27 protein-coding genes are annotated in these 25,269 nt (G+C 33.6%); 10 read left to right on the forward strand and 17 right to left on the reverse strand.

The window, feature by feature from the left end; all coding sequences use genetic code 11:
* Positions 1-164 precede the first annotated feature (164 nt).
* From ACQY56_RS01010 to ACQY56_RS01030, 5 genes are all read right to left on the reverse strand, one after another.
* Positions 165-455, reverse strand: coding sequence for a type II toxin-antitoxin system RelE/ParE family toxin (locus tag ACQY56_RS01010; protein ID WP_428737486.1), 291 nt, complete (start codon positions 453-455; stop codon positions 165-167).
* Positions 445-756, reverse strand: a complete 312-nt coding sequence (locus ACQY56_RS01015; RefSeq protein ID WP_428737487.1) for a type II toxin-antitoxin system prevent-host-death family antitoxin — start codon at positions 754-756, stop codon at positions 445-447. The genes ACQY56_RS01010 and ACQY56_RS01015 overlap by 11 nt, the downstream gene beginning before the upstream one ends.
* 70 nt (positions 757-826) lie before the next feature.
* Entirely contained in the window at positions 827-1,120 is a 294-nt protein-coding gene (locus tag ACQY56_RS01020; RefSeq protein WP_428737488.1) for a heavy-metal-associated domain-containing protein, read from the reverse strand.
* Positions 1,098-2,768: a GMC family oxidoreductase gene (locus ACQY56_RS01025; protein WP_428737489.1), complete on the reverse strand. Its 1,671-nt coding sequence runs from the start codon at positions 2,766-2,768 to the stop codon at positions 1,098-1,100. Before ACQY56_RS01025 ends, ACQY56_RS01020 begins: the two co-directional genes overlap by 23 nt.
* A complete protein-coding gene (locus ACQY56_RS01030; RefSeq protein WP_428737490.1) occupies positions 2,768-3,256 on the reverse strand; it encodes a gluconate 2-dehydrogenase subunit 3 family protein in 489 nt (162 codons plus the stop codon). The genes ACQY56_RS01025 and ACQY56_RS01030 overlap by 1 nt, the downstream gene beginning before the upstream one ends.
* A gap of 77 nt (positions 3,257-3,333) precedes the next feature.
* Here ACQY56_RS01030 and ACQY56_RS01035 point away from each other — a divergent pair, with 77 nt between their 5' ends.
* The gene (locus tag ACQY56_RS01035) at positions 3,334-5,907 is read left to right on the forward strand and encodes an EAL domain-containing protein (protein ID WP_428737491.1); all 2,574 of its coding nucleotides are present in this window, start codon (positions 3,334-3,336) and stop codon (positions 5,905-5,907) included.
* Here ACQY56_RS01035 and ACQY56_RS01040 read toward each other — a convergent pair.
* The 3 genes from ACQY56_RS01040 to ACQY56_RS01050 are packed head-to-tail and all read right to left on the reverse strand — an operon-like array spanning position 5,893 to position 6,778.
* Positions 5,893-6,060 (reverse strand): hypothetical protein, encoded by a 168-nt coding sequence (locus tag ACQY56_RS01040; protein WP_428737492.1) that lies wholly within the window; start codon positions 6,058-6,060, stop codon positions 5,893-5,895. The genes ACQY56_RS01035 and ACQY56_RS01040 overlap by 15 nt on opposite strands.
* Positions 6,061-6,070: 10 nt before the next feature.
* Positions 6,071-6,511 (reverse strand): DoxX family protein, encoded by a 441-nt coding sequence (locus tag ACQY56_RS01045; RefSeq protein WP_428737493.1) that lies wholly within the window; start codon positions 6,509-6,511, stop codon positions 6,071-6,073.
* Positions 6,512-6,535: 24 nt separating this feature from the next.
* On the reverse strand, positions 6,536-6,778 hold the full coding sequence (locus tag ACQY56_RS01050) for a hypothetical protein (protein ID WP_428737494.1): 243 nt from the start codon (positions 6,776-6,778) through the stop codon (positions 6,536-6,538).
* Between the two features lie 170 nt (positions 6,779-6,948).
* Here ACQY56_RS01050 and ACQY56_RS01055 point away from each other — a divergent pair, with 170 nt between their 5' ends.
* Genes ACQY56_RS01055 through ACQY56_RS01075 form a run of 5 tightly spaced genes read left to right on the forward strand, consistent with a single transcriptional unit; the run spans position 6,949 to position 10,429 of the window.
* On the forward strand, positions 6,949-7,440 hold the full coding sequence (locus ACQY56_RS01055) for a Spy/CpxP family protein refolding chaperone (protein ID WP_428737495.1): 492 nt from the start codon (positions 6,949-6,951) through the stop codon (positions 7,438-7,440).
* A complete protein-coding gene (locus ACQY56_RS01060; protein ID WP_428737496.1) occupies positions 7,437-7,928 on the forward strand; it encodes a DUF4405 domain-containing protein in 492 nt (163 codons plus the stop codon). The genes ACQY56_RS01055 and ACQY56_RS01060 overlap by 4 nt, the downstream gene beginning before the upstream one ends.
* A 9-nt stretch (positions 7,929-7,937) precedes the next feature.
* Entirely contained in the window at positions 7,938-8,618 is a 681-nt protein-coding gene (locus ACQY56_RS01065) for a response regulator transcription factor (RefSeq protein WP_428737497.1), read from the forward strand.
* The gene (locus ACQY56_RS01070) at positions 8,615-9,844 is read left to right on the forward strand and encodes an ArsS family sensor histidine kinase (RefSeq protein WP_428737498.1); all 1,230 of its coding nucleotides are present in this window, start codon (positions 8,615-8,617) and stop codon (positions 9,842-9,844) included. The genes ACQY56_RS01065 and ACQY56_RS01070 overlap by 4 nt, the downstream gene beginning before the upstream one ends.
* Before the next feature lie 42 nt (positions 9,845-9,886).
* Complete coding sequence (locus ACQY56_RS01075; RefSeq protein ID WP_428737499.1) at positions 9,887-10,429, forward strand: RBBP9/YdeN family alpha/beta hydrolase; 543 nt, start codon at positions 9,887-9,889, stop codon at positions 10,427-10,429.
* A gap of 9 nt (positions 10,430-10,438) precedes the next feature.
* Here ACQY56_RS01075 and ACQY56_RS01080 read toward each other — a convergent pair whose 3' ends face one another.
* The 4 genes from ACQY56_RS01080 to ACQY56_RS01095 form a co-directional block, all read right to left on the reverse strand.
* Positions 10,439-10,654, reverse strand: coding sequence for a hypothetical protein (locus ACQY56_RS01080; RefSeq protein ID WP_428737500.1), 216 nt, complete (start codon positions 10,652-10,654; stop codon positions 10,439-10,441).
* A gap of 338 nt (positions 10,655-10,992) precedes the next feature.
* Complete coding sequence (locus tag ACQY56_RS01085) at positions 10,993-12,282, reverse strand: GGDEF domain-containing protein (RefSeq protein ID WP_428743699.1); 1,290 nt, start codon at positions 12,280-12,282, stop codon at positions 10,993-10,995.
* The gene (dbpA, locus tag ACQY56_RS01090; RefSeq protein ID WP_428737502.1) at positions 12,267-13,625 is read right to left on the reverse strand and encodes an ATP-dependent RNA helicase DbpA; all 1,359 of its coding nucleotides are present in this window, start codon (positions 13,623-13,625) and stop codon (positions 12,267-12,269) included. The genes ACQY56_RS01085 and dbpA overlap by 16 nt, the downstream gene beginning before the upstream one ends.
* Complete coding sequence (locus ACQY56_RS01095) at positions 13,612-14,847, reverse strand: EAL and HDOD domain-containing protein (RefSeq protein ID WP_428737503.1); 1,236 nt, start codon at positions 14,845-14,847, stop codon at positions 13,612-13,614. The genes dbpA and ACQY56_RS01095 overlap by 14 nt, the downstream gene beginning before the upstream one ends.
* Before the next feature lie 101 nt (positions 14,848-14,948).
* Between ACQY56_RS01095 and ACQY56_RS01100 the strand changes: the two genes are divergently transcribed.
* Positions 14,949-15,602, forward strand: a complete 654-nt coding sequence (locus tag ACQY56_RS01100; RefSeq protein ID WP_428737504.1) for a response regulator transcription factor — start codon at positions 14,949-14,951, stop codon at positions 15,600-15,602.
* On the forward strand, positions 15,595-16,731 hold the full coding sequence (locus ACQY56_RS01105) for a sensor histidine kinase (protein ID WP_428737505.1): 1,137 nt from the start codon (positions 15,595-15,597) through the stop codon (positions 16,729-16,731). The genes ACQY56_RS01100 and ACQY56_RS01105 overlap by 8 nt, the downstream gene beginning before the upstream one ends.
* On the opposite strand, the gene ACQY56_RS01110 is transcribed toward ACQY56_RS01105, so the two are convergent.
* From ACQY56_RS01110 to ACQY56_RS01125, 4 genes are all read right to left on the reverse strand, one after another.
* Positions 16,721-17,602: an HpcH/HpaI aldolase/citrate lyase family protein gene (locus ACQY56_RS01110; RefSeq protein WP_428737506.1), complete on the reverse strand. Its 882-nt coding sequence runs from the start codon at positions 17,600-17,602 to the stop codon at positions 16,721-16,723. The genes ACQY56_RS01105 and ACQY56_RS01110 overlap by 11 nt on opposite strands.
* A 25-nt stretch (positions 17,603-17,627) precedes the next feature.
* Positions 17,628-18,608: an iron-sulfur cluster assembly scaffold protein gene (locus ACQY56_RS01115; protein ID WP_428737507.1), complete on the reverse strand. Its 981-nt coding sequence runs from the start codon at positions 18,606-18,608 to the stop codon at positions 17,628-17,630.
* 121 nt (positions 18,609-18,729) lie between these two features.
* Complete coding sequence (locus ACQY56_RS01120) at positions 18,730-19,944, reverse strand: NifS family cysteine desulfurase (RefSeq protein ID WP_428737508.1); 1,215 nt, start codon at positions 19,942-19,944, stop codon at positions 18,730-18,732.
* Between the two features lie 148 nt (positions 19,945-20,092).
* Entirely contained in the window at positions 20,093-21,778 is a 1,686-nt protein-coding gene (locus ACQY56_RS01125) for a hypothetical protein (protein ID WP_428737509.1), read from the reverse strand.
* 101 nt (positions 21,779-21,879) lie between these two features.
* On the opposite strand from ACQY56_RS01125, the gene ACQY56_RS01130 reads away from it, so the two are divergent.
* Entirely contained in the window at positions 21,880-22,383 is a 504-nt protein-coding gene (locus ACQY56_RS01130) for a hypothetical protein (RefSeq protein WP_428737510.1), read from the forward strand.
* A gap of 53 nt (positions 22,384-22,436) precedes the next feature.
* Here ACQY56_RS01130 and ACQY56_RS01135 read toward each other — a convergent pair whose 3' ends face one another.
* On the reverse strand, positions 22,437-23,858 hold the full coding sequence (locus ACQY56_RS01135) for a hypothetical protein (protein ID WP_428737511.1): 1,422 nt from the start codon (positions 23,856-23,858) through the stop codon (positions 22,437-22,439).
* Positions 23,859-23,980: 122 nt separating this feature from the next.
* Here ACQY56_RS01135 and ACQY56_RS01140 point away from each other — a divergent pair, with 122 nt between their 5' ends.
* Positions 23,981-25,243 (forward strand): 3-isopropylmalate dehydratase large subunit, encoded by a 1,263-nt coding sequence (locus ACQY56_RS01140; protein ID WP_428737512.1) that lies wholly within the window; start codon positions 23,981-23,983, stop codon positions 25,241-25,243.
* Positions 25,244-25,269: the final 26 nt, after the last annotated feature.

A 25,269-nucleotide genomic window follows, 5' to 3' on the forward strand; every position in this document is an offset into this window, starting at 1 on the left:
ACAGTTTATTCAACAAACATTATATATAAAACAACTCTAAATATCCAAATTAAATGACACAAAAAATGTTGGTTTAAATTACATTTTAAATGTATATTTTGTCATTTAATTTTTAAGAAGCTATTATGAAACAAGGAATGCTTTAAAGTATTAATTCCAAACAGCTATAAATCTGTTCGATTGGAGAATGCATTGCGATTTATAAAAGCAAAAACTCTTATAGTATCTACTTCAATTTTATAAATAATCACAAAACCTTTATGTACTAGATCACGAATATCTTCATCATCAAAATACATCGATTTTCTATGCTTGTATGGAAAATTTTGTATTTCTCTACAGGCATTAATAATCTCTTTATGGAATTTTCTAGCTGCTGAGGGTTTATCATCAGCAATGATTTCCACAAATCCTTCAAGTCTATTGACGAATGCTGGTAAAAATTCAAGATTCATTACGACTTATAATCTCATCAAGCTTTTTATCCAGTTCTTCGATTGACATTGCTTTGGAATCTGTGTCTGTTAAAGATGCATAAGCTTTTGCTAGATATGTTTCTTCATCCAAACGATTCCAATAATATTTGGATTGTAAGCGTTCATACTCATCAACACTCACTATTACCGCTTCTGGCTTATTGTTTTTCATAACAGCAACTTTATCAAGCTGATGTGAAGTTAGTTTCTCAAGAGTCATTTTGAACCCTTTGAGTAGATCAGTGACTGAGATCATCTCATCTCGTTTGTAGGCTTGCATAATAATCCTTTAAATAATTATTCATATAATTAACTGAATTATAGCATAAGTTAGATTTCTAAATAAACTCCTACTTCCCATCTTTAGAAAGTTCAAACTTCCCAACTGCACAAGAGACAAAACTTTTTGCTTTTGTGGTGTTTGTATCAAAAAGGTTGAGTTTTTCATCACTCATTGGATAGCCTAGTTTTTTAAGTACAAGGCGCAGATCATCCACTTGTTTATCTTCGATCTCTAAAGTGATCTCCCTTGGCATAACATCAAGATTTACCTCAACTTCGCCAAAAACATCTTTTAGTTTCGTCATCACAGTGTTTGCACAACCACCACACTTTACATTTTCAACTTGAAATGTTTGTTTCATTTTTTAACTCCTTTTTTATAATATCAGCAACCCTGAATGAATTAGCATAGATAGTCCAAGTATAAGGGACACTTCCACCCGTTGGCATAAAACTCGCATCTGTTACATACAAGTTTTCTAGCTCATGCGCTTTACAGTTTTTATCTAAAACCGACTTGTTTGGGTCATCTCCAAACCTACATCCACCAGCGACTAAATTTGGCGGAGGGGAGCTAGAGATCGAGTAGTCTATCTCCACTGCACCCATTTTTTCAAGCACTTTTACAGCTTTTTTTGCCAAAAACTCTCCCACTTGCAGATCATGTTTATGCCCGTACAAATTGATCACTCCAACTGGTACACCATATTTATCTTTTTCTTCTTTATCAACACTTACAAAACATTTATCTGTTGGTAACCAATCATTAAAAACTTCAAAACTAAGAACTCGTGAGGTTGTAAGTCGTTTATGGATTTTTTCCATCAACTCCTCTCCCCACATCAAATCTCCATTTTGATTATAAAGCTCTTTATTCACACGAGAGATGATATTTTGATGCTCAAATAAAAAGTCAATTGTACCACCTTTATAGCGCTTTTTTTCATCTTGAAATTCATACCACTCTTGGAGACTTCTATTGAAAAATACACCAACTTCCATAAGTTCTTGACGTTGTTCATGTGAAAGTTTCTCGAAAATAAACCTACCACTGCCACTCCCACCTGCTGAAAAAATCAGGTTTTTCCCAACTTGATTGTTTGTATTTGCCAAGCCATTTGGAAAATACTGATCTTTCGAGTTTAAAAGCAGTCTTGAGGTCTCAATTGCTTGTGCTGCCAATACAAAAATCTTCGCTTTGACTACATGGGGGATATTATGCTTTGTCTTATAATACAACTTTGTCACTTTCCTACCATCACTCTCTAAACGATATACAAAAGCATCGGTTATAATTTTTGCTTCACATTTTTGCAGTAGTGCAGCTCGAGCACTCCCTTTCGCACCACTTGCACATCCATAGCTGCCACAAAAGTTTGAGTAATAACATCCATTGCGATCAAGTGCATTTTGTGAGAGTATAGCTCTTGGAGTTGGGATTGGGGTAAAATATAGCTCTTTACATGCCTTATCAAACCATTTTGTTACGCCATTCGTTTTTAACTCTGGATATGGAAAACTCTCACTTGATCGTCTCTCTTGAAATTTATGATTTACTACTTTTCCACTTACCCCTACAACTTTTTCAACTTTGTCATAATAGGGTTCTAAATCATCATACGAGATAGGCCAATCTACAATATTTGCTCCTTCAATCGCACCATAAGTTGAAAGTAGTGTAAAATCTTGTGGTTTCATTCTATGAAAATAACCACTCATCAAATTTGATGAGCCTCCTACTAAACTTCCATTCCAAAAGCTCCAACTATACTCAGCCCCATCATAGCGTTTATACTTTCCATCTTCATACTCATTTATGATGTGTTTTTGTTCCCAGAGTGGTGGTGTAAACATATCTCGTCTACATACTGCTAGTTCATCTTTATTGAAATCTTCCTCTTTGTAATACTCCCCTTTTTCAAGCACTACTACTTTATACCCAGCACGGGAGAGTTCATAAGCAACAGGAGCACCACCTGCTCCACTTCCAACTATACAGATATCGTACATTAGATATACACCTTTTTTGGGTGCGGTAAACCGCCTTGAAATTTCAGCCACTTCCAACCCGCTTCCTTATTATTGCCACCATAGATTGGATCACCCAGCATCGCTTCAAACGTATAACTCATAATGTCATACAAAAAACTCTCACCCCAAGAAGTTTTTGCAACAATCTCTAAAAGTTTTTCTCTTTGATGTTTTGTAAGTTTTACATACTCACGTTTATAAAGTTTATACGCCTCTTCATTGAGCCACTTTACACCATTTTTTAAAAACTTTTTATCCCCATCAGAGATTTTAGAATGCTTAAAAACTAAATGCATATATGAGATTGTGTTTATCCCTAAAATCTTTGCTTGTGGTACAAGATCATTTTGTAAAACCTTAATCGTAGCATATGGTGTAGTGATCCCAAAAAGATTACACCCATCAAACAAAAAAATCGAGGAGCTTAAAAAGCCGTATTGCAAAAATTTTCTTCTTGAATTATTCATAATTATTATTATATACAAACTTTGTGTAGCCTGAGTGCAAAAGAAATCTTTAACATTAAAAAGATTAGAATGGTTTCATGAAAAAGTTTTTATTTATATTTATCTTCATATTTTTTACTCTCACAAATTTACATTCTCAAGAGCTTTCACTTGAAGAAAAAGAATGGATTCAACAACATTCAACCATCACTTATAGTGAAGTGAACTGGAAACCTTTATCTATTATAGAAAATGGAAAAATGGATGGAATCATGGGAGATTATCTTTCCCTTATCTCTCAAAGAACTGGTTTGAAATTTCAATATATCCCATCACAATCTTGGAACGACGTTTTAGAAAAGTTTAATAATCATAAAATTGATCTAGTCCCAGGTATCGGCTCTTCTCCCCAAGAGAGAAAACTAGGGCTTATTAGTTCAGTTTATGATACATATCCAATGTTAATCATCACGGATAAAAGTTATAGATTTGTTGATGATCTCAGTGAGTTTAACACCAAAACCATTGCTGTTCCCAAATACTATACAAGCTACAATTTTCTTGTTGCAAACTATCCAAACATAAAGCTTATTACAACAAAAACGATTCCTGAAGCACTCACTTTAGTTGAAAAAGGCAAAGCAGATGCTTTTGTAGGACATACTGCCACTGCTTTATACTACATGGCACAAATAAAAGCACAAAACTTGCAGGTTTCTGGAAATGCAAAGTTTGATTTTGAACATAGATACTTAGTGCATAAAGACAGCCCTATTTTACTCTCAATCATCAATAAAACCTTAAACAGTATAACTGAAAAAGACAAAAGTGTTATTAGAGCAAAATGGTTACAAACTACTATGAAAGAAGAACCTGACTATACAATTTTTTTAGTAGTAACTTTTGTATTAATTGCTATCATTATCTTACTTTTTCATAGACATTATATTTTGAGTAAATACCAAAAAGAAGCTATCGAATTAAATGAAAGAGTACAACTTGCTCTTGAGGGGAGTAAAAGTGGTATTTGGGACTGGGACCTTGTAACAAATGAAGTTTATTTTTCTCCAACATGGAAAAAAATCCTAGGTTATAGAGATGAAGAGATAATCAACAGTTTTCAAGAATGGGAAAGCAGAGTTGAACCTGAGGATCTTCAAAAGGCTATGCGCACTATCAATAAAGCTGTAAAAGGTAAGATAAACAACTTTAGAATACTTTTTAGAATGAAACATAAAAATGGTCAATGGGTCTGGGTTAGTAGTGTTGCAAAGGTTTATTTTGACGATTCAAACAAACCAGTCAAAATCTCCGGAACACATACAGATGTGACAGCACAAAAAGAGGCAGAGGATGAACTACTTGAACAAAAGGTAAAACTTGATCATATGGCTCATCATGATTCTTTAACAGGTTTGGCCAATAGAAGCTTATTTATAGATAGGCTTTTAGAAGAGATTAAAAATGCAAAAAGAAATAGGACAAAACTTGCACTTTTATTTATTGATCTTGATCATTTTAAAGAGATCAATGACTCACTCGGACACGCAGTAGGGGATGAACTTTTAAAAATTGTAACGAGACTATTGCAAGACACTCTTCGAAACAACGATTCACTTGCAAGACTTGGTGGAGATGAGTTTACAGTACTTATGAAAGATTTAAGTTCTATTACCGATGCCTCTGTCCTTGCAACAAAAATTATAGATGCACTTTCACAACCCATTTCCCTTCAAGGAAACAAACTCTATATCTCTTGTAGTATTGGGATTAGTATATATCCAGATGATGGACTCTCAACAGATAACTTACTTAAGTATGCAGATGCAGCGATGTATAAAGCAAAAAATGAGGGGCGTAATAACTTTCAATTTTATGCAGCAGAGATGACGGAGTTAGCGTTTGAGCGTGTCATAATGGAGTCTGCTTTACGTGAAGCACTTAAAAAACAAGAGTTTGTTGTTTATTACCAACCTCAAGTAGATGTTTTAACAGAGTCTATTATAGGTTTAGAAGCTCTTGTGAGATGGAAACATCAAACTATGGGGATTATTCCACCATCTAAGTTTATACCTTTAGCTGAATCTACAGGACTTATAATTGAACTCGATCAGTTTGTTATGCAAAGTGCTATGACACAAGTCGCACAATGGAAAAAACAAGGATATAAAGTAGGAAGACTCTCAGTCAATGTTTCTGTCAAACAACTTCAAAATACAAACTGTCTTGAAAAACTACAACAACTTATTGAAGAAACTGGATGTAGTTATGATCAGATAGAACTAGAGGTAACAGAGAGCCAAGTGATGACAAATCCTGAAAATGCCATTGAAGTGTTACAAGAGATTAGTGATTTGGGAATTCGTATCTCAATCGATGACTTTGGAACTGGGTACTCATCACTCGCATATCTCAAACGTTTACCAATAAATAAACTGAAAATTGATCGATCCTTTGTAAAAGATTTACCATATAATGAAGAGGACAAAGCGATTACAAAGACTATCATTGCCCTTGCTCAAAACCTCAATCTTGACATTATTGCAGAGGGGATAGAAACAAAAGAGCAAAAAGATTTTGTCTTTAATCATGGTTGCAATAAAATACAAGGTTTTTACTATTATAAACCACTTCCTGCTGAGGAACTAGAAAAAGTTTTAGAAAAAGCTTGATTTTTTCTTTGGTGTATATGGTTTTCTCTCATCAATAAAATTTGGATCACCCTTTTCAAGCATATTTTTTGAAGGTTTCTCAATATGTTTTTTAGGTTTATCTTTAATTGTAGTTTCACTTTTTATAGTTGAAGTTCCGTGAGGTATACACATAACATCTCCTTTATCTTTTATCTCTAAAAATAAGGCTATCTAGTGAAAACCTGCCAGCACCATGAGATAGAAAAATCAATAAAAACAACATGTAATACAGAGGTATCTCAAAACCATTCTCTCCAGCATTAAATCCATTAGGCAAATGCACAGTAACTATTGCAACTATCATAACAACAATGAGAGGAATTGAGATCACTCTAGTAAAAAGTCCAAATGTTAGTAAAACTACACCTGTTATCTCTGTACTTGCTGCAAGATAAGCATTGAGCGTTGGCAAGGGTATCCCAATAGTGCCAAACCACTGTGCTACTGCAGAGATATCACTCCACTTCATCATAGCAGGTTCATAAAAGCCATATGCTAATACTAACCTAGCTGACAATAAAGATAACGATTTAAAATATTCTGTTACTCTTGTAAACTCAAGATATACATCTTTAACACACATAACTCACTCCTTAGAGTGTAGGAATTATGATCCACATTTTCCTTCACCACATTTCATAGTTTTTTTAACCTCTTTTTTTTCATCACCACATTTTTTTACTGGCTTTTTATCTTTACCACATTTCGAATCGCCACATTTTTTAGCTGGTTTTTCTGAACCACATTTTTTCTGTGAGCCACATTTCTCACTAGCACTCAAACTCGTAGCACCAAACGCAACAAATAACATTGCCGAAGCAATCAAACTCATCAAACCTAATTTTTTCATTTTTCATCCTTTTATATTTGATTTAAAACATTGTATAATTTTTATGTGTAGTATTTGTGTAAAAATGTAAATTTTTTACAAAACTATTAATAAAACGTTAATATTTAATTTATATCTCGTTAAAAAGAGAATCTTACAATTTTACATATCAAATATAAAAGGAGTTCATTATGAACGCAAAAAAAATAGTATTAGGTTTAAGTTCAATTATGTTTTTATCTTCAATCGCTTTAGCACAACCAGCACAAAATTGCGAACCAAGTAATTGTGGAATGCAAAAACAGGAGATGCAAGGTTGTGGTTGTAAAATGAAAGGTAACAAAGATGGTATGAAAGCCCATAAAAAACATCATAAAGGAAGTCCTTTTATTGGTGCAGTAATGCGTCTTGATTTAAGTGATGCACAAAGAACACAAATAAAAGAGATTATGAAAAATAGTATGAAAAATAGAGTAAAAATTAGTGATGCTTTTAGTGAAACAGGTTTTGATAAAGCACTTTTCATCAAACTCTCAGAGCAAAGAAAAGCAAATAAAATTCAAAATGAGGCTAATATGATTGAAGCTGTATATAAAGTTTTAACACCTGAACAAAAAAAAGAGTTAAAACAAAATAAGGGCAAACATATGAAAAAAGATAAAATGCAAAGAACGCAAAAATGAAAAAACTTATAAACCTTCAATTCGCAACATCTGCAACAGCATTACTCTTCCTAATTATTGGGGTGAGTGGGGTTATGATGTATTTTCATTTTTATGATAAGTATGTCAAAGAGATGCACGAAGTTTTAGGTTTAGTTTTTGTAGGTGCTGTACTTTTACATGTAACTGCACATAAAAACAATTTAAAAGGGTATGTCAAAAAACCTCTTTTTCAATTTTTGAGTGTAGTACTTCTAATAACTACAGTACTATTTGTTGCTGATGTAGGCAGTGAAAATAAGGTGAGCCCTAAAAAGATTATCATTGATTCACTTTTACAAACACCTTTACAAAATTCTATAATTGTTTTAAAAGCTGATAAAACAGAAGTAGAAAAAAGATTATTAGATGAGGGTATTAAAGTTGACTTTAGCAAAAGTATCCAAGATTTAGCTAAAGAGAACAAAACATCCCCTTTTAAAATAGTGGAAATAATTTCAAAAAAGTAGAAGACGAAAATGATTAAGATTGCAATGGTTGAAGATGATGCTGAACTTGCTGAGGTACTTACACAGTACCTTGCAAAGTTCAATATCGAGGTGCATAATTTTGAAGACCCTTTTTTAGCACTGAGTGATATCGCTTTAAACAACTATGATCTTGTCATTTTAGACTTAACACTTCCAGGCATGGATGGACTAGAAGTGTGTAAAACTCTCCTTGCAAAACACTCTATTCCTATCATCATATCAAGTGCTAGAAGTGATATAACCGACAAAGTTATAGCTCTTGAACTTGGGGCTGATGATTACCTGCCAAAACCATATGATCCACGTGAACTTGAAGTACGGATAAAAACTATTTTACGCCGATGTTCTAAAGAAACTCAACTTGTTCAAGAGGAAAAAAAGCACGAAATTTTTGAACTAGATGAAGAGAAAAAAGAGATCAAAAAAAATGGCGAATACCTCAAACTCACACCTGCAGAGTATGAGATAATGGCACTTATGTGTAAACGTAAAGGTTTTATTGTCACACGTTATGACATTTTACAAGAGAGTTCATTTATGTCTAGTGATGAAGACAGCGGTTCACTTGCTGTCATCATCAATAGAATTAGATCAAAAATAGAAGATGATCAAAAAAATCCAAAACATCTCCTCACAATTCGTGGCTCTGGTTATAAGTTGGTAGAATGAAAAAAAACTCCATCCTTTTTACAATTAATCTCACTTTTTTTATCTCATTTATCTTTTTAAGTGTTGGTTTTGCAGTTTTATATGATATGTATGAAAAACGGGAACACTTTTTTATACATAAACGAAATGAAGATGTTTCTCATATGTTTTTAAGAGAGCATATCCATCAAAAAGATCTTTCAAAATTACGCCAAGAGTTACAACAGTTTAATTTTTCACTTATTGACAACAAAACTGAGATAAATAAAATTATGCACGATAAAAATCGTAAGATTCGTCATGCTGAACCAAACCGTCGGGTTAAGATACATGAAATAGAACTCAATAACAACCTTTATGTATATATAGCTACAAAACATTTTGAAGTGATTTTGAAAAATAATGAACCTCTTTCAAATCACCTCTTTATTGCCTCACTACTCTATCTTATAATTGTTGGTGGTTTTGCATTTTTATATTTTTCAATTATCAATAAACTCAAACCACTCAAACAACTTACAAAAGTAGTAGAAAATCTTGGAAATGAGGAGTTTGATGTGACACTTTCATCTAACAATACTGATGAGATTTCACAACTCATAAACGAGTTTAGCAACTCTGCAAAAAAATTAAAATCACTCAAAGAATCAAGAAATATCTTTATACGTAACATTATGCACGAGTTAAAAACACCTATTACAAAAGGGAAATTTTTACTCCATTTAGCACAAAACGAAGAGAATCAGGAGAAAATGGAGAAAGTTTTTTATCGTCTTGAAGCACTTATAAAAGAGTTTGCAACCATTGAAGAACTCATCTCAACAAAAAAACAACTCATAAAAAAAGAATACTTTTTAGAAGATATCGTTGATAATGCTATCGATCTTTTAATGTGTACTGAAGATGAAATACAAAAAGAATTTCAAAATTTGAGAATAGCAGTTGATTTTGATCTTTTTTCTATCGCTGTAAAAAATCTACTTGATAATGGTATAAAATATTCCACTAACAAACAAGTAAATATACAAACTACTCACAATTCTATAGTGTTTGTCAATATAGGAGAAAAATTAACATATCCATTGGAGAGTTACTATGAGCCTTTTTTCCGTGGAGATGATGTAAAATCAAATCAAAGTTTCGGATTAGGTCTTTATATAGTGAAAAACATTTTAGATGCACATAACATGCAACTAACATATAACTATATAGATGGTGTAAATCAGTTTCATATAAAGTATACTTAAATATCGATAGAGTACAATCAGAAAAAGCTTACAAGGACTTCGATGTATAAAAAAGTGCTTATTTTACATGGATGGGGTGGAAGTGACTATCCCCATTGGCAAAGTTGGTTGGCAGGTGAGTTGGCAAAAGAGTATGGATGTGTCAACTTTTTAAAGTTTAGCAACTTTGATACTCCAAAGTTTTCTGTCTGGAAACAAGAACTTTTGACGACTCTCAAAGATTTTCAACCAGATGTTGTTGTATGTCACTCTTTGGCAAATATTTTATGGTTCCATCTAGCAAACACGAATCTTTTACAAAAAGTAAAGTACCTTTATCTTGTAGCACCACCTAGTTTAACATGTACAATAGAGGAAGTGAGTGAGTTTTTTCCCGTAGATACTCCAAAAAACATCTATGCACACAATACTACATTGATTTATTCAACTAACGATCCGTATATGGAAGAAGCAGAAGCAAAAAAATTAGAAAATTCCCTAAATGTAAGAACAAAAGTACTTCAAGCTGCTGGACACATCAACAGTAGTAGTAACTTTGGAAACTGGGAATGGATTTTACAAGATATTCAAAAAATTATGGAGTAAACCTATCCCCTATGCGTATACATCCAACGTATTACTACTACTTACAGTTGGTGTTACCTCACTTGTTTGTGTAACTTGAAAAGTCTGAGCCTTATTAGCCGTTTCATTAGTAGAGTTTAAAAGTTGTGCACTTGCCTGTGAAGAGTCTTGCGTTGACGGATCAACTCTACCAAATTGTACAGGACTAGAATAAGGAGACTGAAACAAATATTGTGTAACTTGCATAATATCCTCCTTAGTAACTTCTATATTTAGGGCATCTCTAAAAACTCTAACAATTCTCAGAGGGAAGAAAAAAAGATGAAGTTGTGTAAAATCTTTTTTGAAGCGTAGCCATAGCTACGGTGATAAAAAGTTTTATGCAAATTCGCTTTTTTTATCCCTTCCACGGACATAACAAAGAGCTCCACACTCAGCGTTATCTTTTCTTACCTTAGCTTCGGGCTAGGCTTTCAAAAAGCTGCCTTGATTGTACAACTCTTTGCCATGCTGAGAACTATTAGAATTTTTAGAGATGCCCTTTACTATTATAGCACTAAAAAAAACAATTTTTCAAGTTTTACCTATCTACAAACTTTATTTCGACCACTCTCTTTAGCAATATAAAGCTCTTGATCTACTTCTATAAGGTACTGATTGATCATATTTTTTTTGAAATATTTTTGAGGATTTATCTCTGCCATACCAATACTTACACTTGAGTGTATCTCTTTATCTTCAAACTTTATAACTTTTTGAGCAAAAGCTTCTCTGATTTTATTGAGTACATCATACCCTTTTTCCTCTTGAATTGCTGGAAGTATGATGATAAACTCCTCCCCACCATAACGAATAATCAAATCAGAGTTACGTATATTTTCTTTCACTGTTTTTACAAACATTTGAAGCACTTTATCTCCTGCAATATGTCCATAAGTATCATTAATCTCTTTAAAATGATCCAAATCACACATTGCTAACACAAAACTATTATTTGTTGCAAGAGCTAGTTCGTACTGACTTTCAAATACACTCTCTAAAGCATTTCTATTGAGTGCATCAGTTAGGGAATCTTTTGCAACTTTTTGATTCATACTGATCTGATCGAGAAGTGCTAGTTCAGTCCCTATACTTAAAGAGATAAGTTCACATTTTTCAAGGTAACTGATAAGCACATGATATTCATTAAGATGCAAAACCTTAAAGATTTTACTTGCAAAAAGGTGAAGATTTTGATGTAACTGATCTATAGCTTTGTACTTAGAGTTATTTTTTATAATATTTTTTGCCTCTGAATGTAACCATTCTCCAAATTTACACCTTGTATCATCTAACTCTGGAAACTCTATAATACTACTATCTTTAATATGCTCAGCTAAAGCACTTAACCATATAAGATGTGCTTCATAATGTTTGATAAGATTTTTCTCAACAAGATCAGAGAGTGAGTTTCTTCTTCGATTATTTACAGATACTAACTTTTCAATATATTGCATCAAATAAATATGTGCAATAGTATTGTTAATTTCATGAAAAAGTTTAATAAAATCTACCACTTCTCCATTTTGAGCGCCATTTGTCAACTCTGAGATGATGATATTTTCTAATCCATACACCTCATTTGACATAACAATATAAGGGACTTCAACAGAGATTTTATATTCAGCAATCTCTTCAAAAACATTTTGCATATCTTTTGAACTAAATGGATGTAAAAACATCTCAAACACTTTTTTATAGTATGTACTTACTATTTGTTTACGCTCTTCCTCAACACTTACACAACCTGTATACATCTCAAGAAAATCTTTTAACAGAGTATCTGCATCTTTTATAGTTTTGGAAAAATCATATTTCATTATTTGAGTGTCCACACGGTAAATTTTTTTGTTTTAATTGTAACATTACTTAGTAGTGCATAGGCTTTATCGATTAAATTGGCTTTTATTGCAACATAGGATTGCTTGTCGTATATATCTATTTTTCCTATATCATTTCCATTAAGAGTTTTGTTTGATGTGAGTGCACCTAAAATATCACCTGCACGAAGCTTATCTTTTTTGCCACCCTCTATCACTAATGTTTTATATTCAGAGTTCATTACAAAATCATCACTGGTTTTCAGTTCTGTGTCGTTTAACAATTGTATCGATTGGTACTCATCTATTTCTTGTAGTTTATTATATAAACTTACCGCCAGTCCTTTTGCCCCTGCTCTGGCTGTTCTTCCTATTCTGTGTGTATATATCTCTTGTGAATTTGCTAAATCATAGTTGATTACCATTGAGAGTTCTTTTATATCTAACCCTCTTGAAGCCACATCTGTAGCTACAAGTATACGACAAGAACCATTTGAAAATTGCACTAATGTATCTAAGCGATCATACTGTTCAAGATCACCATGCAAAGAGAGAGCATCTACCTTATTATCTTGCAAAAACTCCGCAATTTCATCTGATTCAAGCTTAGTATTTACAAATACAATGGCATTCTTTGGTTGAAAATGTGCCAAAAGTTTTAAAAGTGTTTGTTGTTTGTTATCGCTAGAGATAAACCACTCTTCAATATCATTTTTTTGCTCTTGTTCTTCTACACTTACCTCTATAGGATTTGACTGGAACCCTTGACTAACTGCTAAAATCTCATCGTTATATGTAGCGGAAAATAGAAGTGTTTGTGGTTGATGTTTTAGATGAGATTTTATCGATTCTATCTCCTCGATAAACCCCATATCTAACATCCGATCAGCTTCGTCTAAAACAAAAGTATCTAACGCATCAAGGCTCAAACTTTCATGATTGAGATGTTTTAAAACTCTTCCTGGTGTTCCAATAACGATATGTGCATGGTGTGCTAAACTACCAAGTTGTTTTCCAAAAGACTCACCGCCAATGAGTGTAAGTATCTTAATGTTATGTTGAAATTTAGCTAAGTTTCTAAGCTCATTTGCAACTTGTAAAACAAGCTCTCTTGTTGGGCAAAGTATTAAGGATTGTACACGAAATTTTTTCACATCCAAATGGAGTAAAACACCTATACCAAATGCCGCAGTTTTGCCACTTCCTGTTTTGGCTTTTGCTAGGATATCTTTTTTGTCTAGGATATGCCCTAAACTTTCTTGTTGTATGGGAGTCATATATTTATACCCCAATTTATTGAGGTTATCAACCATACTTTTTGGTAAATTTAATGCACCAAATTGCTTAGACTCTCCCAAATTTACCCTCAAAATCTATACTTTGTGCTATTGCTTTTTTTATACTCTCTTGCTCAAGAGAATACTTTTCTTCAAATGCCATAATTTTTCCAATATCAAATGCTTCAACATTTTTTACAACTTCAAAAATATTCCCTAACAAACCTTTACCCTCCAAAATGGCGTCTTTTACCTCATCTGATACAAAAAGACCATCCAGTAACTCTCTTAAACTTATCCCAAAAACTACATCCATTAAAGATAAAACACCTACAAAATAAGCCTCACCCAACATATTTGATCCACTATCTGGCTTGACAACTTTTAAGATATTTTCCATCATCACTGCACGTGTTTGTACCATCTCCATTAATGGAGAATGTCCACTATCATTTGAAACTGACTTTGAATAGATCATCAACATCAACCATTGTGCCAACTTCATCCGCCCTAAAAGAGTAATCACATGGTGAATAGAGGCGATTTTTTTTCTAAAGAAAAATGCCCCAGAGTTTATAAACTGCAATAATTGTATGGATATTTCTGGATTTTTTTCAAATTCTGATGTAAGTTCATCGATATTTGTCTCTTGCATTAACAAGTTATAGAGGTGTAGAACATTAACTCTATACGCTTCAAATTTTTTATTTTCTAAAATTTTAGGTTCTGCAAAAAAATACCCTTGAAAATAATCACATCCTAACTCTTGAGCCAATTCAAATTTCTCATGCGTGTCAATTTTTGAACCAACTATTTTGATGCGTGACTCTTTTAAAGTCTCGAGCATCGTTTCAACTTCATCCTCAAACTTTTGTGAAAAATCGAGTTTAAAGTAGGAGAAATAATCAAGAACATTACTATATTTCGTAAATGTATGCAAATTTAAAGCAGCATCAGATATACCGAGTAAATACCCTTGACGATGCAGTTGTTCTAACCTCTGAACTATTTTCTCATCCACCTCAATATCATCAAACAATGAAAATATAAAAAACTCATTTGGAATTGAAAAGATCAAATCACTCAGTAAAAATTTTTCATCTACTTTAATAAATGCTCGTTTACCTAAAAGAACCTCTTTGGTACCAAACCTATTTAAAACACTACTTATAACTGCTGAACTCGCATATCTATCATTCTCTACTTTATTTCCCTTTTGAGAATCACGATATAAGACTTCATAAGCAAATAATGACAGATCATCTCGTAAAATAACTTGCCTAGCTAAATATATATGTTCCATAAGTCTCAACCACTCTTTTACTTAAAAAAATAAGTATATCACAAATATCTTTTGTAATTTTTGTTACTTTAGCTAAAATAAATTTTTTAGGTGGTAACAAGATGCATATACTTTTAATGGAAGATGATCCTGTTTTAGCAGATATATTAGTTGATTATTTAGCAGAAACTTATCAAGTTTCACACGCTTATAACTCTGAAAATGTTCATAAATTTCTTGAAAATACTCAATTTGATCTTTTTATATTTGATATAAATGTGACAGGTCAAAACGGAATTGAACTTTTAAAAGAGTTACGAGAGTTTAGTAACAATACACCAACTATTTTTATAACTGCCTACAAAGACACAAACCATCTCAAAAAAGCTTTTGATGCTGGTGCACATGACTATATAAAAAAACCTTTTGAACTTGATGAACTCAGTATTAGAATCTCAAATCTCAAACGTATTTTCAACATAGATGCAAACAAACCTCTTGAAATAACACCAGAAGTTCTTTTTGACCAAAAGACAAGAACAATCATAAAAAATGGAAATATTATCTCCATAGGGCACAAAAATACTCAAATTCTCAACTACTTTTTAAAAAACAAAGCACGTGTAATTTCCAATGATGAACTCTTTCAAAACATTTGGGATTATGATTCATTACCAAGTGAAGCAACGCTTCGATCACACATAAGAGATTTGAGAAATATCATAGGCAAAGAGAAGATTAAAACTATCCGTGCCGAGGGGTACATGTATGAATAAAATTACCAAAAAGTCATACTTCTCTTTTCTTGCTTTATATCTAGTAAGTTCATTTATATTTTTATCACTTGCAGCATATTGGTTTTTTAACTCGCAAGTCTCTATGGAGCTAAATAACAACTACTATAAAATGAACCATATTGCAGATAGTGTCAGTTCTGATATTATCCATGCAGCGATGGATAAGACCCCTTTTAAACTCCAACATTTCGATAAAGCATCAGTTGCACTTTTAGATAAAAACAAAAAAGTAATTTATGGAAAACTGATTCAAAAAGTGAATTATTCAAAAGATTACTATATGCAAGACGACATATTTACACTTTTTTCTTCTCGTCCTGCTGGTCATTTGGGGCTTAGTTATATAGTTGTACAAAGTGATGAGTGTATCCATAATGTTGAAAAGATCAAAAACAAAATTGCTTATGCCGTTATCATTACTGCATTTTTGATTATCATTATTGCTGTAGTACTCTCCTATATCTTTTTAAAACCTATAAAGGATAAAATGCAAGAGGTTGAAGAGTTTGTAAAAGACACTACACATGAACTAAACACCCCAATTACAGCACTTATGATGTCACTCTCACGCCTCAAGCAAAAACAAACTTATGATCTTAACATCTTAAACAACCTCTCTATCAGCACAAAACAACTCCACGATATCTATGAAACACTCACATACATCAGTTTTGATACAAAAGAATCTTGTGAGGAGCTTGATTTTGCCAAAGTTGTCCAAGAACATATAAATTATGTTAAAGAGCTCACTACTAAAAAGCATCTTAGTATTGAAACAGATTTACAACCTTGTTCAATCACAATCGCACATACAAAAGCAAAAATGCTTATAAGTAACCTACTTGGCAACGCGATCAAATATTCCAACCAAAACGCAACTATAGAGATCACAACCTCGTCTAATAGTTTTACGATCAAAGATTATGGCATAGGGATAGCAAAAGAGCAGATCGATACCATTTTTCAAAGGTTTGTACGCGCTTCTAAATATGGTGGAGGTTTTGGTATAGGCTTAAATATAGTAAAACAGATCGTAGATGAATATAACTATACTATAGAGGTTGATTCACAAGTTGGCGTTGGCACTACAATTACGATCAGCTTTTGAGCCCATAAACCTTAGCTCTTGTGAGTATAAACTCTGCATACTCTGCCATTGTGTGTGTTTCAGCCATTTTATCGTTTTGATTAAAAACAGCGTTTTTACTCTCTAGCAACTCTTGTGCTTCATGATACTCTTGTGCATTAACCTTATAAAGCTCATCAACTAACTCGATCTGATCGGGATGGATGATAGTTTTGCTAAAAAGTCCCTCTTTTAGATCACGTAGCACATCAGCTCTAAAGCCCTCAACATCTTTAAAACAAGGGTATACTCCTCCACTAATCGCAAAACCTGCACTTTTAAAAACTGCTATAAAATTTCCAAGTACTACATTTCCAACAGCTAGATCAAAAACTGAGTCTTCACATCCTCTTTTTAAGCTAAGTTGTCTAAGCATATCTTCCAGCCCAAAACGAACTAACAAAATTTTTTCTTTATGTGTTAGTAAAAACTTTTGTATCTCTTTGAGTTTTTCATAATCAAACAACTCACTTCCTTCAATACTAGGCATTATATAAAAATTTTTATCTTTTAAAACATCCAAATAACTTTGCATATTTGTTAGTGAAAATTTGGGTAAAATAAACCCATCGATCTTATCAATAAACTCTATTGTTAAAATCTCTTTTAAATGATTTACATCTTTAGGGCGTATAAAAATAAAAGGGGAAGTTTCATCACACAGTTTTATTGCCTTTTCAATTTTTCTAAAACTGTTTTGCAACTCATCTGCATCCAATCCATCTTCAAAATCTATAACAAGTGATCGAAGATGCTGGTACTTTTCTTTTTTGATTATCGATTGTATATTTTTATGGGAAGCTGGGACAAAAAGTGTCCCACCAAATTGTGTGTAGTGTATAGCCCTTTTCATAAAGCTATTTTACTATAGTTTTACCTTAGATCGGTAAAACGCGAATTTTATCTGAAAGTTTCTCTTTTAGAGTGCTCTCGATCGCATAGAGTGTACCTGTTGCACTTGAAGCACAACCGCTACAAGCACCAAGATAACGGATATAGATATCGATAAATGGATCGTTTGCTTTGATATCAATAATCTCCATATTTCCACCATCCATAATTAAAAATTGACGGATATTTTCATCAATGATTGCATCTACTGCTTTGATCTGTTGTACTAAAGTCATTTGAGTAAAATCTGCATTTCCAGACATAGAAGCATCAGCTGCAGCTCTCATTTTTTCCTCATCCATCTCTTTACGAGTATCAGCTAAAATATCTACTAAATAGTACTCTTTTTCTTCATGACCACCTGGTTTTATACAAGATTTACAAAATCCACCAGCTTTAGTGTAGTCTGTGATCTCTTCGATAGATTTTAGATCATTTAGTTTGATAACCTCTTTTAAAGTTGAGAGCGATACACGTGCACATTCACAGATGATGATCTCCTCTTCAAAACTCTCAGCATCCACACCCATATAAAGCCCTGCTGCTTTTTTGATAACATCATAAGCCATAACCGAGCAGTGCATCTTTTGTGGTGGAACTGCTGGAACATCTGGAGTATCACGAAGTGCCATCTCAACATCGATATTTGTGATCTTTACAGCCTCAGCTACAGTTTTTCCTTTACACAGCTCAACCATCATATCTGAACTTGCAATCGCTGTCCCACATCCAAAAGATTTGAACTTTGCTTCTACAATTACATCCGTAGCAGGATCAACTTCCCAGTAAAGACGAACTGCATCTCCACAACTCTCCGCACCAAAATCAGCCACTATAAGTTTATGTCCATTTGCATCTGCTTGTTCTTGTGTAATTTCCCCTTGGTTTTGAGGATTATTCATTAAAGTTGTTACTTTATCTGAATACTCATCCCAAAGAGATCCACCAATTAAATCATTTTTTGCCATAACATTTTTTCCTTCATTTTATTTCATAAAATCAACGTTGTTGAAAGTAATTCCGCCAACTACGTTAACACTGGGTTTCCTTCGGCAGGAAGCCCACGGCACTAGTGCCTTTTTTTAGTGCTTAATGGTGAAGTTCACACTCTTGTGTTTCGCCACCAAGTGTCGGTTGTACTTTTGCGTACGAACTTGAAATAGCTCTTAGTCTCTCAACTGCTTGAGTGAAATGTACGATCACATAATCGATCTCAGCATCAGTTGTAAATCTTGAAAGCGATAGACGAATACCCGTATGTGCTAGTTCGTGGTCAGCCCCGATTGCTAACATAACTGTATTTGCCTCTAAATCTTCAGATGCACATGCACTTCCTGTTGAAGCACCTATCTCAAACTTGTTTAGATCCCAAAGCATCCCTTCGCCCTCAACTCCGCGAATTGAGATAAGGATTGTATTTGGTGTACGATTTTCTCTATTTCCAACTACAAAAGTATCTGGAATCACCTCTAAAAGAGCATCTTCAAGTCTGTCTCTTTTTGCTTTGATGGCAGCGATTTTTTCTTCCATATTTTCAGTTGCAAGTTCTATCGCAGCGCCAATTCCGACAATTCCAGCGACATTAAGTGTCCCAGAGCGGCGACCACCCATATGCTCACCGCCATGTAAAAGTGGAGTGAGTGCTTGTGAGTTTTTAATATATAAACCACCTACACCTTTTGGACCATGAAATTTGTGTGCAGAAAATGACATAAAGTCAACATGAACACTTTGTACATCAACTGGAATCTTACCAACTGCTTGAACACCATCCGTATGAAAAAGCACCCCTTTTTCTTTACAAATTTCGCCAATCTCTTCGATCGGAAAGATCATTCCTGTTTCATTGTTTGCCCACATAACAGAAACTAATGCTGTCTTATCTGTTATAAATGACTTAACTGTATGTGCTTCAACTACACCTTGATCGTTTACTGGCAAGTACGTAATTTTTACACCTTGGTCCTCTAAAAACTTACATGTTGAGAGGATCGATGGGTGTTCCACTTCAGTTGTCACAATGTGGTTTTTATCGCCATTTAAAATCTTATCTACCCAAACTGATTTTAAAACCCAGTTGTTAGACTCTGTTGCACATGAAGTGAAGATGATGTCATCGTCATCACTTGCATTTATCCCTGCATATACTTGGTTTACCGCTTTTTGCAGAGCTGGATGTGACGCAGTACCAAATTTATGGATCGAATTTGGATTGCCAAACACATCACTAAAGTATGGCAACATCACCTCAACAACTTTAGGGTCACACATTGTAGTAGCATTGTTGTCTAAATATACTTTCATAATATTCCTCATTAATATTAAGAATGAAAATCATTCTTTTTAAACAAGACAATTTTTGTCCTCTTTTACTTTTGACATCATAATAGCTTTATGGTTATGAATTGCTTAAGGAAAACTTACACTCAAGTTGACTTAAGAATTAAAAAAGTCAATGACTCTCTTCATAACAACCAATGTTTGGTGGATTTCCTACAGAAATATTCTCAAAGTCATCACTAATCCAATCTAAATGCACTCCAGCATCAATACCAACTGAACTAGCTTGTAAATGAAAATCACTACCTTGGGCAACAAAAGTTGGTGCACTCTCAATATTTCCACTAATTGTTGTCATCGTAGGTGCTATACCGTCAAAAACTTGAGCATTTATACCATTATCATAAAATATATTGTTACGAATAGCTAATGAATCTATGGTTTGGTTCCCATCTAAATTAGAATAAACTGGTTGATAATTAAACCCTAAAAATATATTGTTACTTACATCAACATTTGTTGCATTGCCTATATCTGGTAGATGAAACCCTCTAGCAGCATCACCACCACCTGCATAAACCACATTGTGAACAAAATATATATCATCTATAGTTGGTAATTGATCTGTTACTTGAGCCACAGACCATGCTGTAAGGTTGTTCCAGTTTCCTGTAGTGCTTGTACCTATACCATTAAAGATATTGTTGTAAATATAAATATCTTCAACTGTATGATTTCCATGTGGATAAAATTGTAAAGGTGTGCCTACAAAACGAAATAGATTGCGATACGCATAACCTCCACCTGTTTGTTCCCCTTCTATAAATATACCCCCATTACTTGCTCCAGTATTGTAAGTTTGAAATGAGCTATAACCTATGGTATTGTCATGTACACTCCATGCATAATCAACATCACTACCACCAGAAGCACCAGCTATATCTATCGAACCATATATAATGTTTTCATAAATCTCAAAACCACCAAGTGAATTCCAAAACTCAATAGCAAAATTCCAGTCACTACTTCTATTTGAAGTTGGTGCTTTTACCAAAGTGTTGTTATAAATTTTTAGATTTTTGTTGTAGCCATTACTAAAGTATTTAATCAGATAACCATTTTCCCCTTCAGTTCGACTATTTTGGGTAATGGTGTTATTAAACACTCTCATACCATCTTGAGAACCAATTGCTACTGCACCAGAAGCATAACCATCACTCAAATGCCAACCACTACAGTTTGTCACGGTATTGTTATAAAACTGATTTCCAGTTGTCCATTGCTCTGGCTCAGAGTTATCCCCCATCGCAACTTTTCCGTTAAAAATAGCTGCTGAATGGAAAAAGTTTGTAAAAGTAACATTATGGATATAAACATTATTTCTAGCAGCGACATAAACACCAGTCCAAGCTGTAGCATCATCTCCATCTATTTTTAGATTATAAATATGCTGAGAACCATCTGTACCAACAGAGGATGATGTTAACCAGATAGATGGACCCCAAGCATCAGTTAAATGGGAGACAATAAGTGAATCATCTCCCTCACCCTCAATACTCACACCCTCAGCAAGGTGGCATTGTGTTGTCATTATATATGTACCTACATTTACGTGTATAGCATCTCCAGAGGTATCTACCATATCACAAGCATAGCTCAAACTTTTCCAAGGATTCTCCTGCGTTCCACCCTCAGCTGTATCAACACCATTTGGGTCTATATAATACCTTGTTCCTGATATCTCTAGTTGAGCAAATGAATCGGGAGGTGTTTGGGTTTGCGAATTTGAATCTGAACCTGAACCATTACAAGATGATAAAAAAACAAGGACAACCAACAAACTAATCGTTCTTACCACTACTGTCTCCTATTAAGGGCATCTTTAAATACCATTATAACTAAAGAGCGTTAAATCCAATTCACCATATGACTTAAGAATTAAAACGGTATAATTTCTACATGTGTAATTTTAATAACCTCAATGAAGATACAAAACTAGTTCTTAGCCTATTTATGCAAAAAGCGTCTGAAAATATCGGTGGAACAAACTATCTTCTCTCACTCATAGAAGCTATCAAAGCAAAAGCACTGCCACTTAGTAGCACAAAGATGCAAGTAGCTTCAAATAACTCTATCATTAAATGGAATAAAGTAATTTTCAAAGACAAACTTGAACTACTTGAGATCATTCTCGTATCTCATAGAGAAGCTCAAAATAGAGAGTTTAACCTTTTAGACGAACCAAATCATAAGAAAAAAAAGAAAATTATCAACTTTGTTAAAACACTTAAACCTATAGAGTTTGTAGTGATTCCACAAAATCCAAAAGATGGTGGTGGATTTAGTTTTGGTGTTTTTGATACTATTGATCTTGACAATAATTTAGTAAAGTTCAATCCTATCTTTTTAGCTTTCTTTTTCTGCTCAGTTGAATTTACTAAAAAAGCACTTAAACATAATTAGTATCTATTCAGTATTCTACTAGCACTTTTATCTCAAAAGTGCTAGATATTTCTCTAATTACATAAACTTGTTGTGATATTATTTTGATTATATGTAGTGGACTTTTGCGTTGTTAAAGAGATTTTCAAATCTGTTACATTCAATGTAGTTTCAGATACATTAGGTACGTTATCAGCTATTTTATACCCTATGTAACTTATACTATTATCCTCTGTTTGTAACCAAGAAAATCTATTGCCACTGCTATCAACAGCATAATATTGTTTTAAATTCGCATCATTGTCTATAGTATATTCAAACTCTCTTGTATCTAATACTTTCGCATTAATATCATAGTTATAATCATTAGCAGTAACTTCTAACAAACAAGAATTATTAGTATCAACTTTGTAAGCATGAATAGTAGCATTTTCATCTATATATGTAACGGTTGCTCTTATTTCTTCTTGCAAAGTTGCATTACTATCTGTATATGATTCATTTTGATATACCCCTTTTAGGTGTTTAAATCTATTAGAAGTACCTAATATTGAACACATGTTTGCACTTATATTATCTTCGCTAAACTCTGTAGATTTTTGTGTTGTTAAAAATATTGAAACTTCTGCAACTGAAAGATTAAGTGTTTGTGCACTAATTCCGCCATTATATACACTTGTAAGAAGACCATTACTATAATTCCAACCATATGTATTTCCATTCACATCTACAGAAAACTTTTGTGCATCTTGGTCATGTGTAACAAACAGACTATCCATACCGTAACCATTATCATCTTCTGATATTTGATCTATACAGTAGTCATCTGTGTTATATGTATACATAGTAATCATACCATTTTCATTGATCTGCATAATAGTATCATCACTTTGGTATACACCCTCTAAAATATTAAATTCACCTTGTGCAATAGAGTTGTGAACATATTCATTCAGTGTATCTCTAAAGTGGTCTTTTGCACTATCAGCACCTACAATATCTTCACTATCAACTCCTAAGCCAATGAGTGTTGCATTTGCATCAAAAGCACCACTCAGATCTTCACTCATAGTGTTTGCTAAAGTTCTAATACCCGCTGGAATCACAATACCATTAGAGCTATTTCCATCTTCATCTAAGGATTGTAAAAGTACTAAAGTTTTTTCCACTCTAGCATCATGAACATTATTTACTCCAGCTAACTCTAATGGTGTCAATCTTTGACTAGCTCCTACATGTCCAAGTGCGATACCACCTATACTAAACTCAACTTCTTCTCCATTAAGATAATAAAAAGTTCCATTTTCATCTGTTACACCACTTCGTGTTGGTGTGGAGTATTCTAATCCTTCTACAGCAGAATCTACAAAAACACCACTTAAAACAGTTACACTATTTGTATCACCACTACTGCTACTACCTCCACCGCCACAACCAATGATAAAAGTAGATGCCCCCACAATCATACTAAAATTTATAAGAACTTTTCTTAACATTTTTCAACCTAATATTAAATTTTTGCGCTATAGTAACAAAATGACCTTCCATATGTCAAGATTTCATCACAAAAAATTATGGTATAATCCCGAAATTATTTAACTTTTTAAGAGGTTTAAGAATGGGACAAACCATAACTGAAAAAATATTTTCCCAGCATGTTGGCAAAGAGGTGTATGCGGGTGAAATTGTACGTTCACCTATAGACATGGTTATCGGAAATGACATTACTACACCTATCTCGATCAAAGCGTTCGAGGATAGTGGTGCAGAAAAATTAGCAAACCCTGATGGTTTCTCGATCGTACTTGATCACTTTATCCCAGCAAAAGATATCGCATCTGCAAACCAAGCACGTATCTCTCGTGATTTTGCTAAAAAACATAAACTTAAAAACTTTTTTGATGAAAAAGATATGGGGATTGAACACGCTCTTTTACCAGAAAAAGGTCTTGTAGTTCCAGGTGATGTAATTATCGGAGCTGATAGCCACACTTGTACACACGGTGCACTTGGAGCATTTTCTACTGGTATGGGCTCAACTGACTTGGCATTTGCGATGATTACTGGTGGTAACTGGTTTAAAGTTCCAGAATCTATCAAAGTAAATCTTAGTGGTAAACCAGGTAAATACACAACTGGTAAAGATATCATCTTAGAGATTATCAGAATGATAGGTGTTGATGGGGCATTATATAAAACTTTAGAGTTTACTGGTTCTACGATTCCTTACCTTACAATGGATGACAGATTTTCAATGTGTAATATGGCTATTGAAGCTGGAGCGAAAAGTGGAATTGTAGCGTATGATGAGATCACAGCAGAGTTTTTAGCAGATAAAGATTTAGCACGTGAGCCAAAAATTCACCAAAGTGATGCAGATGCAACATATTGTATGGAACTTAATATTGAAGTTGATAAACTTGACCCTGTAATTGCTTACCCGTTTTTACCATCAAATGGTCATAGTGTAGTTCAAGCAGTAGCTGATAAAATCAAAGTAGATCAAGCGTTTATAGGTTCATGTACAAATGGTCGCTTAGCTGATTTAAAAGTTGCAGCTGAGATTTTAGATGGGAAAAAAGTGCATGAAGATGTAAGACTTATTGTAACTCCAGGGACACAAAAAATCTTACGCGAAGCTACAAAACTCGGGCTTATTGACATCATTGTTGATGCTGGTGGAGTGGTATCAAATCCAACCTGTGGTGCATGTCTTGGTGGCTACATGGGAATTTTAGGTGACAATGAAGTTGCAATCTCTACAACAAACAGAAACTTTGTTGGTCGTATGGGAAGTAGAAGTTCAAAAGTCTACTTAGCAAATTCCGCTGTAGCAGCAATTTCAGCTATAAATGGTTACATTTCAGACCCGAGGGATTAAACTCACTGTTTAATCACTAGTTTATC

The sequence above is a fragment of the Sulfurimonas sp. genome (assembly GCF_050296975.1).
Taxonomy (GTDB): Bacteria; Campylobacterota; Campylobacteria; order Campylobacterales; family Sulfurimonadaceae; genus Sulfurimonas.

What these genes read in the sequence shown, in the direction of transcription:
- ACQY56_RS01010 (WP_428737486.1), bottom strand. Translation starts at nt 455, where the DNA reads ATGAATCTTGAATTTTTACCAGCATTCGTCAATAGACTTGAAGGATTT.
- ACQY56_RS01015 (WP_428737487.1), bottom strand. Translation starts at nt 756, where the DNA reads ATGCAAGCCTACAAACGAGATGAGATGATCTCAGTCACTGATCTACTC.
- ACQY56_RS01020 (WP_428737488.1), bottom strand. Translation starts at nt 1,120, where the DNA reads ATGAAACAAACATTTCAAGTTGAAAATGTAAAGTGTGGTGGTTGTGCA.
- ACQY56_RS01025 (WP_428737489.1), bottom strand. Translation starts at nt 2,768, where the DNA reads ATGTACGATATCTGTATAGTTGGAAGTGGAGCAGGTGGTGCTCCTGTT.
- ACQY56_RS01030 (WP_428737490.1), bottom strand. Translation starts at nt 3,256, where the DNA reads ATGAATAATTCAAGAAGAAAATTTTTGCAATACGGCTTTTTAAGCTCC.
- ACQY56_RS01035 (WP_428737491.1), top strand. Translation starts at nt 3,334, where the DNA reads ATGAAAAAGTTTTTATTTATATTTATCTTCATATTTTTTACTCTCACA.
- ACQY56_RS01040 (WP_428737492.1), bottom strand. Translation starts at nt 6,060, where the DNA reads ATGTGTATACCTCACGGAACTTCAACTATAAAAAGTGAAACTACAATT.
- ACQY56_RS01045 (WP_428737493.1), bottom strand. Translation starts at nt 6,511, where the DNA reads ATGTGTGTTAAAGATGTATATCTTGAGTTTACAAGAGTAACAGAATAT.
- ACQY56_RS01050 (WP_428737494.1), bottom strand. Translation starts at nt 6,778, where the DNA reads ATGAAAAAATTAGGTTTGATGAGTTTGATTGCTTCGGCAATGTTATTT.
- ACQY56_RS01055 (WP_428737495.1), top strand. Translation starts at nt 6,949, where the DNA reads ATGAACGCAAAAAAAATAGTATTAGGTTTAAGTTCAATTATGTTTTTA.
- ACQY56_RS01060 (WP_428737496.1), top strand. Translation starts at nt 7,437, where the DNA reads ATGAAAAAACTTATAAACCTTCAATTCGCAACATCTGCAACAGCATTA.
- ACQY56_RS01065 (WP_428737497.1), top strand. Translation starts at nt 7,938, where the DNA reads ATGATTAAGATTGCAATGGTTGAAGATGATGCTGAACTTGCTGAGGTA.
- ACQY56_RS01070 (WP_428737498.1), top strand. Translation starts at nt 8,615, where the DNA reads ATGAAAAAAAACTCCATCCTTTTTACAATTAATCTCACTTTTTTTATC.
- ACQY56_RS01075 (WP_428737499.1), top strand. Translation starts at nt 9,887, where the DNA reads ATGTATAAAAAAGTGCTTATTTTACATGGATGGGGTGGAAGTGACTAT.
- ACQY56_RS01080 (WP_428737500.1), bottom strand. Translation starts at nt 10,654, where the DNA reads ATGCAAGTTACACAATATTTGTTTCAGTCTCCTTATTCTAGTCCTGTA.
- ACQY56_RS01095 (WP_428737503.1), bottom strand. Translation starts at nt 14,847, where the DNA reads ATGGAACATATATATTTAGCTAGGCAAGTTATTTTACGAGATGATCTG.
- ACQY56_RS01100 (WP_428737504.1), top strand. Translation starts at nt 14,949, where the DNA reads ATGCATATACTTTTAATGGAAGATGATCCTGTTTTAGCAGATATATTA.
- ACQY56_RS01105 (WP_428737505.1), top strand. Translation starts at nt 15,595, where the DNA reads ATGAATAAAATTACCAAAAAGTCATACTTCTCTTTTCTTGCTTTATAT.
- ACQY56_RS01110 (WP_428737506.1), bottom strand. Translation starts at nt 17,602, where the DNA reads ATGAAAAGGGCTATACACTACACACAATTTGGTGGGACACTTTTTGTC.
- ACQY56_RS01115 (WP_428737507.1), bottom strand. Translation starts at nt 18,608, where the DNA reads ATGGCAAAAAATGATTTAATTGGTGGATCTCTTTGGGATGAGTATTCA.
- ACQY56_RS01120 (WP_428737508.1), bottom strand. Translation starts at nt 19,944, where the DNA reads ATGAAAGTATATTTAGACAACAATGCTACTACAATGTGTGACCCTAAA.
- ACQY56_RS01130 (WP_428737510.1), top strand. Translation starts at nt 21,880, where the DNA reads ATGTGTAATTTTAATAACCTCAATGAAGATACAAAACTAGTTCTTAGC.
- ACQY56_RS01135 (WP_428737511.1), bottom strand. Translation starts at nt 23,858, where the DNA reads ATGTTAAGAAAAGTTCTTATAAATTTTAGTATGATTGTGGGGGCATCT.
- ACQY56_RS01140 (WP_428737512.1), top strand. Translation starts at nt 23,981, where the DNA reads ATGGGACAAACCATAACTGAAAAAATATTTTCCCAGCATGTTGGCAAA.